This window comes from Granulicatella balaenopterae, assembly GCF_900111135.1.
Taxonomy (GTDB): Bacteria; Bacillota; Bacilli; order Lactobacillales; family Aerococcaceae; genus Granulicatella; species Granulicatella balaenopterae.
On sequence record NZ_FOGF01000028.1, the window covers coordinates 23,753 to 32,203 of the forward strand.

An 8,451-nucleotide genomic window follows, 5' to 3' on the forward strand; every position below is an offset into this window, starting at 1 on the left:
GTTTACAAGTTCATTATAACACTTCTTTTTAAAAGTGCAACAGATTATCTCATTTTTTTATATTTTTTATTGCCACATTAAGGAAACCTTAAAAAAAACGCTATATAATCGTTTTTTTAAAGTAATCATTATGTTTTTTAGCTAAATAGAAATAAAAAAAATACAGTTGCTGTGTTATAATATACACAGCAACTGTACTAATACACTTTATTTTTATTCCTTTAATTTAAATTAATTAATTGATTTTTCACAATATCAACTACCTCACCTTGCTCTTCTGAAACAATTGCAGAACCATTTGAAGTACGATCTGCTAAGGTTATTTCTTTAGCAATAATCGTTACTTCTTCACTTTTTTCAGTCATTAAATGATATCGGTCGTTTAAAGATTGAATTAAATCTGCATAAACAATACGATGTGGTTTGGCTTTTAATTCACGCAATACCATTAATCCGCGTTTAGCACGACTTAATGTAGATAATTCTTTAACAGAGAAACGTTTCACATTACCACGTTGCGTTACAATTAATAATTGTGGTTCTTTTTCTTCCTCAGCAAAAATTGCACCCATCACAAGATAATCATCCTTACGCAAGTTCATCGCTTTAACACCGCTAGCTGCCGTGCCGACAATTGGCACTTCATCTAAGCGATAACGCAAGCTAAAGCCACAATGACTGATTAATAAGACTTCATATTGTTCTTTACCAGCAACATAAACAGACAACACTTCATCGGTATCTGTTTTTAGCTTAATTGCACGACTTGTACGTGTTTTGTAGCCACGATATGTTCCAAATGCCGTACGTTCAGTCTGTTTAATCATCCCTTCTTTAGTAATAAATACCATGCGTTCATGTTCAAGTGATTGATCATCTTTTTCAACAATATAAGCAGCAATAATAACTTCTTGCTGTTGAAGAGAAATAGTTTGACTTAAATGTTGGCCAATCTCTTTCCATTTAATGTCTGGTAACTCATGAACCGGGAAGTGTAAATAATTCCCTTTTGATGTAAATAAGACTAATGATGATAAAGTTGACGCTTTCGTAACTAAGACTATATCATCCCCTTCACGCATTGCTAATTCGTCTGTTGTACTTGCAGCATATGAACGTAAGCTTGTTCGTTTATAATAGCCTTGTTTAGTTACAGATACCATCACATCTTCTTCAGCAACTAAGACGGCTGTTTCAATTTTGATTTCTTCAATTTGATCTTGAATCATTGTTAAACGTGGAGTCATAAATTTCTTCTTAACTTCACGTAATTCTGTTTTCATAACATTTTTTAAGACTTTTTCAGAATTTAAAATACTTTGGTAACGTGCTACTTGTTCATTCAACTCTAAATGCTCATTTTGCAAGGTTGTAATATCGGTATTCGTTAAACGATACAATTGTAATGTCACGATAGCTTCTGCTTGAATCTCACTAAAGTCAAATTCCTCACATAAACGTTTGCGGGCATCTTTTTTATCATTACTATTACGGATTAAAGCAATTACTTCATCTAAAATTGATAAAGCTTTCATTAATCCATCAACAATATGAATACGAGCTTGTGCTTTATTTAAATTATATTGCGTACGCTTTGTAATCACTTCTTTTTGATAGCTAATATATGAAGCTATAATTGTTTTCAAACCAACTTGAACGGGACGACGATCATCAATAGCCACCATATTAAAGTTATAATTGATTTGTAGATCGGTATTTTTTAATAAATAATTTAAAATCCCTTCTGCATTAGCTTCTTTTTTTAATTCCACAACAATTTGCAAGCCAGTTCGGTCTGATTCATCACGAACTTCTGCAATCCCATCAATTTTTTTATTGACACGAATTTCATCCATTTTCTTAACAAGTGACGCTTTATTCACTTCATATGGAATTTCTGAAATAACAATTTTTTCTTTATTCCCTTTAATTGGTTCAATCTTGGTTTTGGAACGCACAACTACTTTTCCTTTACCAGTTTTGTATGCTTTTTCTAGTTCTTTAACCCCTTGAATAATCGCACCAGTCGGGAAATCAGGTCCTTTTACAAATTGCATTAAATCTTTTACACTAGCTTCTGGATGATCAATTGTATAAATTGTTGCATCAATTACTTCACCTAAATTATGCGGCGGAATTTCTGTTGCATATCCGGCAGAAATCCCTGTTGAACCATTCACTAAAAGGTTCGGAAAACGCGCTGGTAACACAACTGGCTCTTGATCAGTGTCATCAAAATTCCACACAAATTCAACTGTCTCTTTATCAATATCACGTAATAATTCTTCAGAAATCTTTGAAAGCCGTGCCTCAGTATAACGCATTGCAGCAGCTGGATCCCCATCCATACTACCATTATTCCCATGCATTTCAACTAATACATCACGTAATTTCCAGTCTTGACTCAAACGAACCATTGCTTCATATACGGATGAATCCCCATGTGGGTGATAGTTACCAATTACGTTACCAACTGTTTTGGCACATTTTCTAAATTGTTTATCACTTGTATTACCTTCTGCGTACATTGCATATAAAATACGTCTTTGTACTGGCTTTAAACCATCACGAATATCCGGTAAGGCACGATCTTGGATGATATATTTAGAATAACGACCAAATCTGTCACCCATGACATCTTCTAAATTTAGTTCTTGAATATCAAATTCTTCTGCCATTCTATTCATCCTCCAATAAAGATAATTGTTCTAATTCTTCTGCTTCTTTTTGTTGCACTAACACACTTGTCGAATCCATACCAGTTTCAGTTGTGTCTAAAATACTCTTTTCATCTCCTAAACGGAATTCAACATGTTTTTCAATCCATTTACGCCGAGGTTCTACTTTATTACCCATTAAGGTACTTACACGACGTTCGGCTTGAGCAGCATCATCAATCACCACACGAATTAATGTTCTTGAGGTTGGATCCATCGTTGTTTCCCATAATTGGTCAGCATTCATCTCACCCAAACCTTTGTAGCGTTGTAATAGGTATCCACGACCTACTTTGGCGATTTTTGCATCTAATTCTTTTTCAGTCCAGGCATATTCAACAACTTGTTTTTTGCCACGACCTTTAGAAATTTTAAATAATGGTGGTAGAGCTAAATAGATTTTACCAGCTTCTACTAATGGCTTCATATAACGATAGAAAAATGTTAATAACAGCACTTGAATATGAGCACCATCAGTATCCGCATCGGTCATAATAATAATCTTATCATAATTACAATCTTTAATATCAAAATCAGGTCCGACACCCGCACCGATTGTATGGATAATTGTATTAATTTCTTCATTTTTTAAGATATCTGTCATTGAAGCTTTTTCCGTATTAATAACTTTCCCTCTTAATGGTAGGATTGCTTGGAACTTACGATCACGTCCTTGTTTTGCGGAACCTCCAGCTGAATCCCCTTCGACTAGATATAATTCATTCTTCTTAGGGTTTCGTCCTTGAGCAGGGGTTAATTTACCTGATAAGAGCGTATCTTTTTTCTTATTCTTTTTGCCAGTACGAGCATCTTCACGAGCTTTACGACTAGCTTCACGAACTTCACGAGCTTTAATAGCTTTACGTAATAAATCTTGCGCAACTTCACCATTTTCCACTAAGAAATAGCCTAATTGTTCCGTTACAATATTTTCAACAATACCACGTGCACTTGGGGTTCCTAATTTATCTTTGGTTTGACCTTCAAATTGCAGGATGGCTTCGGGAACTTTTAACGAAATAATAGCCGTTAAGCCTTCACGAACATCGCTACCTTCTAGATTTTTATCTTTATCTTTTAATAATCCAACTTTACGAGCATACTCATTAAAAGCTTTGGTCATCGCCGTTTTCATACCGACTTCATGCGTACCGCCACCTTTTGTACGAACATTATTAACAAAGGATAAAATTGTCTCTGAATAGCCATCATTATATTGAAATGCGAATTCAGTCTCAACGTCATCTAATATATTATCGAATGCTACAATTGGTGATAATGTATCTTTTTCTTCATTTAAATATTCAATAAAGTTTTTTAATCCTTCTTCATAACAAAAAGTATCTGTCTCATCAGTTCTTTCATCAGTTAATGTAATTGTTAAACCTTTTAATAGGAACGCTGATTCACGCAACCGTTCTGATAAAGTTTCATAGGACCAATTATTTGTTGAAAAGATTGAACTACTTGGCATAAAGGTTACTGAAGTTCCAGAACCTTTTCTTTTTGTTTTATGGGTTTTTAAATCACCTACAACAATTCCTTTTTCAAAGTGATATTCATAGACTTGACCATCTCTTAATACAGAAACATCAAGCCAATCAGACAAAGCATTTACAACACTGGCACCCACACCATGTAAGCCGCCTGATGTTTTATAACCACCTTGACCAAATTTACCACCGGCATGTAAGACAGTAAAAATAATTTCAATGGTTGGCTTGCCTGATTTGTGCTTTCCAATCGGCATCCCACGACCATTATCACGAACAGTTAAAGATAGATCTTTATGGATAATAACGTCAATTTCATCTGCTTCACCAGCTAACACTTCATCGACTGCATTATCAACAATTTCATATGCTAAATGATGTAAACCACGATAATCGGTCGATCCGATATACATACCTGGTCTTTTTCTAACAGCTTCCAACCCTTCTAAAATTTGGATAGCATCATCATTATATTGATTCATTTCTGTAGGCATTCTTTCACTCCTTAAACATCTAATTCTAGTATCTATTCCATAATACTTGAAAATCTATATTTTGCAAGAATTCTAAATAAATTCTTTTTTCACCATAGACAATTTCATTTTATCACATTTTTCACTAATGCCAAAACATACGGATATAAAACTAGTATTTATAGCAAAAAAGAAAGACTAAACAAGATTTTATATCATCACCTAGTCTTGTTTAGTCTTAAAATTTATAAATTATTCATTATCTTTTTCTGGTTTTTGTGGAACAACTTGTGAACCGTCAATAATTTTTACTTTGTACTCTTCAATCTTAGCTTTTGCTTCTTCTGATAATTGACCTTCTGTTAAACCAACACCATTATCAGCTAAACCTAATTCAATATGTGTACCACCATGATAAATACCATTACTTGCATCATCACACATTTTTTGAACTGCTTGACCCACACCTTTTAATGTTGATGTTAAAGTAATATTACGATTATCATCAATTGCGCCTTCTGCAGCTTGGTCTTGGTCGACACCAATTACCCAAACTTCACGACTTGGATCAGTTGAAACAATTTCTTTTGCTTCAGTAAACACGCCATTACCAGCACCACCAGCACAATGGAAAATCACATCCACATCATTAGCATACATTGCATTTGCTAGGGCTTTACCTTTACTTGCATCAACAAAAGTATCAGCATATTGTACTTCTACATCAATGTCAGGGTTAACCGCATGAACACCTGCTGTATATCCAGCTTGGAAACGATCTAAAACTGGCCCTGGCATACCACCGATGAATCCAACTTTATTAGTTTTAGTTGTTTCTGCTGCTGCAACACCTGCTAAGAATGCTGCTTCATTGTCTTTAAAAGTTACTGAAGCCACGTTTGGTAAATCTACTACTGAATCCACTAATACAAATTGACTTTCCGGATTTACACTTGCTACTTCTGTCATTGATTTATCGAATTTAAAACCTGTACCAAAAATCAAATCATAACCTGAATTGATAGCTAGGTTGAAGTTATTTACATAATCAGACTCTGAATTAGATTGAATATAATCATATCCATTTCTTCCTTTTTCTAATCCATGTTCATTTCCCCATTCAGTTAATCCTTCCCAAGCTGATTGAGTAAATGATTTATCGTCTACCCCTCCAACTAAAGTAACGATTACGGCTGTTAAGTTGTCATTATCGTTTGTTTGTGTTTGATTATCATCAGATCCACATGCTGTTAAAGTTGCAGTCGCTCCTAATGATAATGCTAATAATGCTAAGTTCTTTTGTAATTTCACAATAAAACCTCCAAATTTTTTTAGCCCATTTTTGAGGGCAAGAAGTATTCTATCATAGTTTATTTGGAAATAAAAGAAGATTATTTTATTCTCTAGCAAATCTCATGCCAAAATATTTACACACAAAAAAACTAAAGCGCTTAACACGCCTTAGTTATCGGAAGTTGTCAAGGGAACATACTGCTCACCTGAAATAATTAAATTTTTATATTTTTCTACAGAATTTTGGGCTGATTCACTTAATTCACCTTTTGTTAAGCCAACACCTTGTTCTTGCAATCCCATAATTAAGTGTTCACCATCATGATATTGGCCATTCATTGCTTGACTAGCTAAATCTTTTACTGCTGTTCCAACACCTTTTATCGTAGATGTTAATGTAATATTGCGTTCTTCACTAATATAGCCTTCTGGTGACTGGTCTTGATCAACTCCAATTACCCATACCTCACGACTTGGATCAGCTTCTACAATCTCTTTAGCTTCTGCAAAAATTCCTGCTCCTGCTCCAGCAACTTGGAAAATCACATCAACACCACTTTCGTACATCACACTAGCAATTGCTTTTCCTTTAGCGAAATCTGTAAATGAATCAATATATTTTATATCTACTACAATTTCAGGATTAACGGCTTTAACACCTGCTAGAAAACCTGCTTCAAAATGATCAACAATCACACCTCTAATCCCGCCAATAAACCCTACTTGATTAGTTTTGGTTGTTTCTGCTGCCGCAACACCTGCTAGAAAAGCCGCCTCATTATCTCTAAAAGTTACCGAAGTCACATTGGGTAAATCAATAACCGAATCAATCGCAACAAAGTGATGAACCGGATTCAGTTCTGCTACTTCTTTAATAGATTTTTCTAATTTGTAACCAATCCCAAAAATCAAATCATATTCTGTTTGAACAGCCATATTAAAGTTTCTCACATAATCTGATTCTGAATCTGATTCAAAATAATTATAACCATGAGCTCCTTGTTTTAAGCCATTTTGCTTTCCCCATTCAGTTAAACCTTCCCATGCACCTTGATTAAATGATTTATCATCAATCCCTGCTACATCAGTTACAATTGCTGCTGTTACCCGAGGTTCAACTGTCATAATTTTTTTATCATGACAAGCACTCAAACTCAATAAACCTATTACTAGTATACCAGTTTTTATAATTTTTTTATCCATTAGTACCTCCTCTTTTATTGATAGTCTTTTTTAATAGTCCTACTCATTATTAGAACGCTTTTAGTTATTTTCTGAATTTTCTACTTTTTCTGGTACCACTTGTTCACCTGAAATGATTTTTGCTTTATATTCTTCAACTTTTGCTTTTACTTCATCAGTCATTTCACCATCAGTAATTGCAACACCTTCATCCTCTAATCCAAAGACTAACACTTCTCCATCATGATAAACCCCATCAATTGCATCATTACATAAAGTTGTAATAGCTGTTCCAACACCTTTTAAAGATGACGTTAACGTTACATTACGATTTTCATCAATATATCCTTCAGCTGATTGGTCTTGGTCAACACCAATTACCCATACTTCACGACTTGGATCTGCTTGAACGATTTCTTTTGCTTCAGAGAAAATACCATTACCAACACCAGCTGACGCATGATAGATAACATCAATACCATTACTATACATTGCATGTGCCATTGTTTTACCTTTACCTGCATCAACGAATGAGTCTGCATATTGTACTTCAACTACCGCATCAGGATTCACCGCTTTTACTCCAGCAATAAAACCAGCTTCAAAACGATCAATTACTTCACCATGCATACCACCAATGAATCCCACTTTATTTGTTTTTGACGTTTCACCAGCTGCAACACCTGCTAAAAAGGATGATTGATGATCTTTAAAGGTAATTGATGCCACATTTGGGAGTTCAACCACTCGGTCAATAATTGCAAAATGTGATTCTGGATAAGATGGAGCAACTTCTTTTAAGGCTGCTTCCAATTTATAACCACCGGCAAAAATCATATCATATTCAGCATGTACTGCTGCACTTAGATTTGTAACATAATCTGAATCAGAATTTGATTCTAAATAGTTATAACCGTTAGAACCCTTTTGTAAACCATGTGATTGTCCCCATGCTTCTAATGCTTCCCATGAACCTTGGTTAAATGACTTATCATCTACTCCGGCAACATCTGTAACAAGTACTGCACTTACAGCATCTTTTTCTGTTGTCTTAGTCTCTGTTTCTGATCCACAAGCCACTAATGTAGTTGTTAATCCCGTTGCTAAAGTTAGTAATGCTAATCGTTTGTTATTCATCAAAATCCTCCTGTTTTACGCACAAATTTTTACTAGTATAACATATATCATATGGTCAATGCAATAAATGATGTTGTTGAAGAAATTCTTCAATGGCATCATTTATTTTTTTATACACAAAAAGCATCTGATGCCCTATAATAAAATCGACCAAAA

At 34.4% G+C, this 8,451-nt stretch carries 5 protein-coding genes; all 5 read right to left on the minus strand.

Annotation, left to right across the window (positions count from 1 at the left end; genetic code table 11):
- Positions 1 to 221: 221 nt before the first annotated feature.
- The 5 genes from parC to BMX09_RS07035 all read right to left on the minus strand — a co-directional run bounded on the left by parC (position 222) and on the right by BMX09_RS07035 (position 8,295).
- Positions 222 to 2,678: a DNA topoisomerase IV subunit A gene (parC, locus tag BMX09_RS07015; RefSeq protein WP_089747146.1), complete on the minus strand. Its 2,457-nt coding sequence runs from the start codon at positions 2,676 to 2,678 to the stop codon at positions 222 to 224.
- A 1-nt stretch (position 2,679) separates the two neighbouring features.
- Positions 2,680 to 4,704: a DNA topoisomerase IV subunit B gene (parE, locus tag BMX09_RS07020; protein WP_089747148.1), complete on the minus strand. Its 2,025-nt coding sequence runs from the start codon at positions 4,702 to 4,704 to the stop codon at positions 2,680 to 2,682.
- Positions 4,705 to 4,935: 231 nt separating this feature from the next.
- Positions 4,936 to 5,994: a BMP family lipoprotein gene (locus BMX09_RS07025; RefSeq protein ID WP_089747149.1), complete on the minus strand. Its 1,059-nt coding sequence runs from the start codon at positions 5,992 to 5,994 to the stop codon at positions 4,936 to 4,938.
- Between the two features lie 150 nt (positions 5,995 to 6,144).
- Positions 6,145 to 7,179 (minus strand): BMP family lipoprotein, encoded by a 1,035-nt coding sequence (locus BMX09_RS07030; protein ID WP_089747151.1) that lies wholly within the window; start codon positions 7,177 to 7,179, stop codon positions 6,145 to 6,147.
- Between the two features lie 60 nt (positions 7,180 to 7,239).
- The gene (locus tag BMX09_RS07035) at positions 7,240 to 8,295 is read right to left on the minus strand and encodes a BMP family lipoprotein (RefSeq protein ID WP_089747152.1); all 1,056 of its coding nucleotides are present in this window, start codon (positions 8,293 to 8,295) and stop codon (positions 7,240 to 7,242) included.
- Positions 8,296 to 8,451: the final 156 nt, after the last annotated feature.

Coding starts and splice junctions, on each gene's coding strand:
- BMX09_RS07035 (WP_089747152.1), bottom strand. CDS start 8,295: ATGAATAACAAACGATTAGCATTACTAACTTTAGCAACGGGATTAACA.
- parE (WP_089747148.1), bottom strand. CDS start 4,704: ATGCCTACAGAAATGAATCAATATAATGATGATGCTATCCAAATTTTA.
- parC (WP_089747146.1), bottom strand. CDS start 2,678: ATGGCAGAAGAATTTGATATTCAAGAACTAAATTTAGAAGATGTCATG.
- BMX09_RS07030 (WP_089747151.1), bottom strand. CDS start 7,179: ATGGATAAAAAAATTATAAAAACTGGTATACTAGTAATAGGTTTATTG.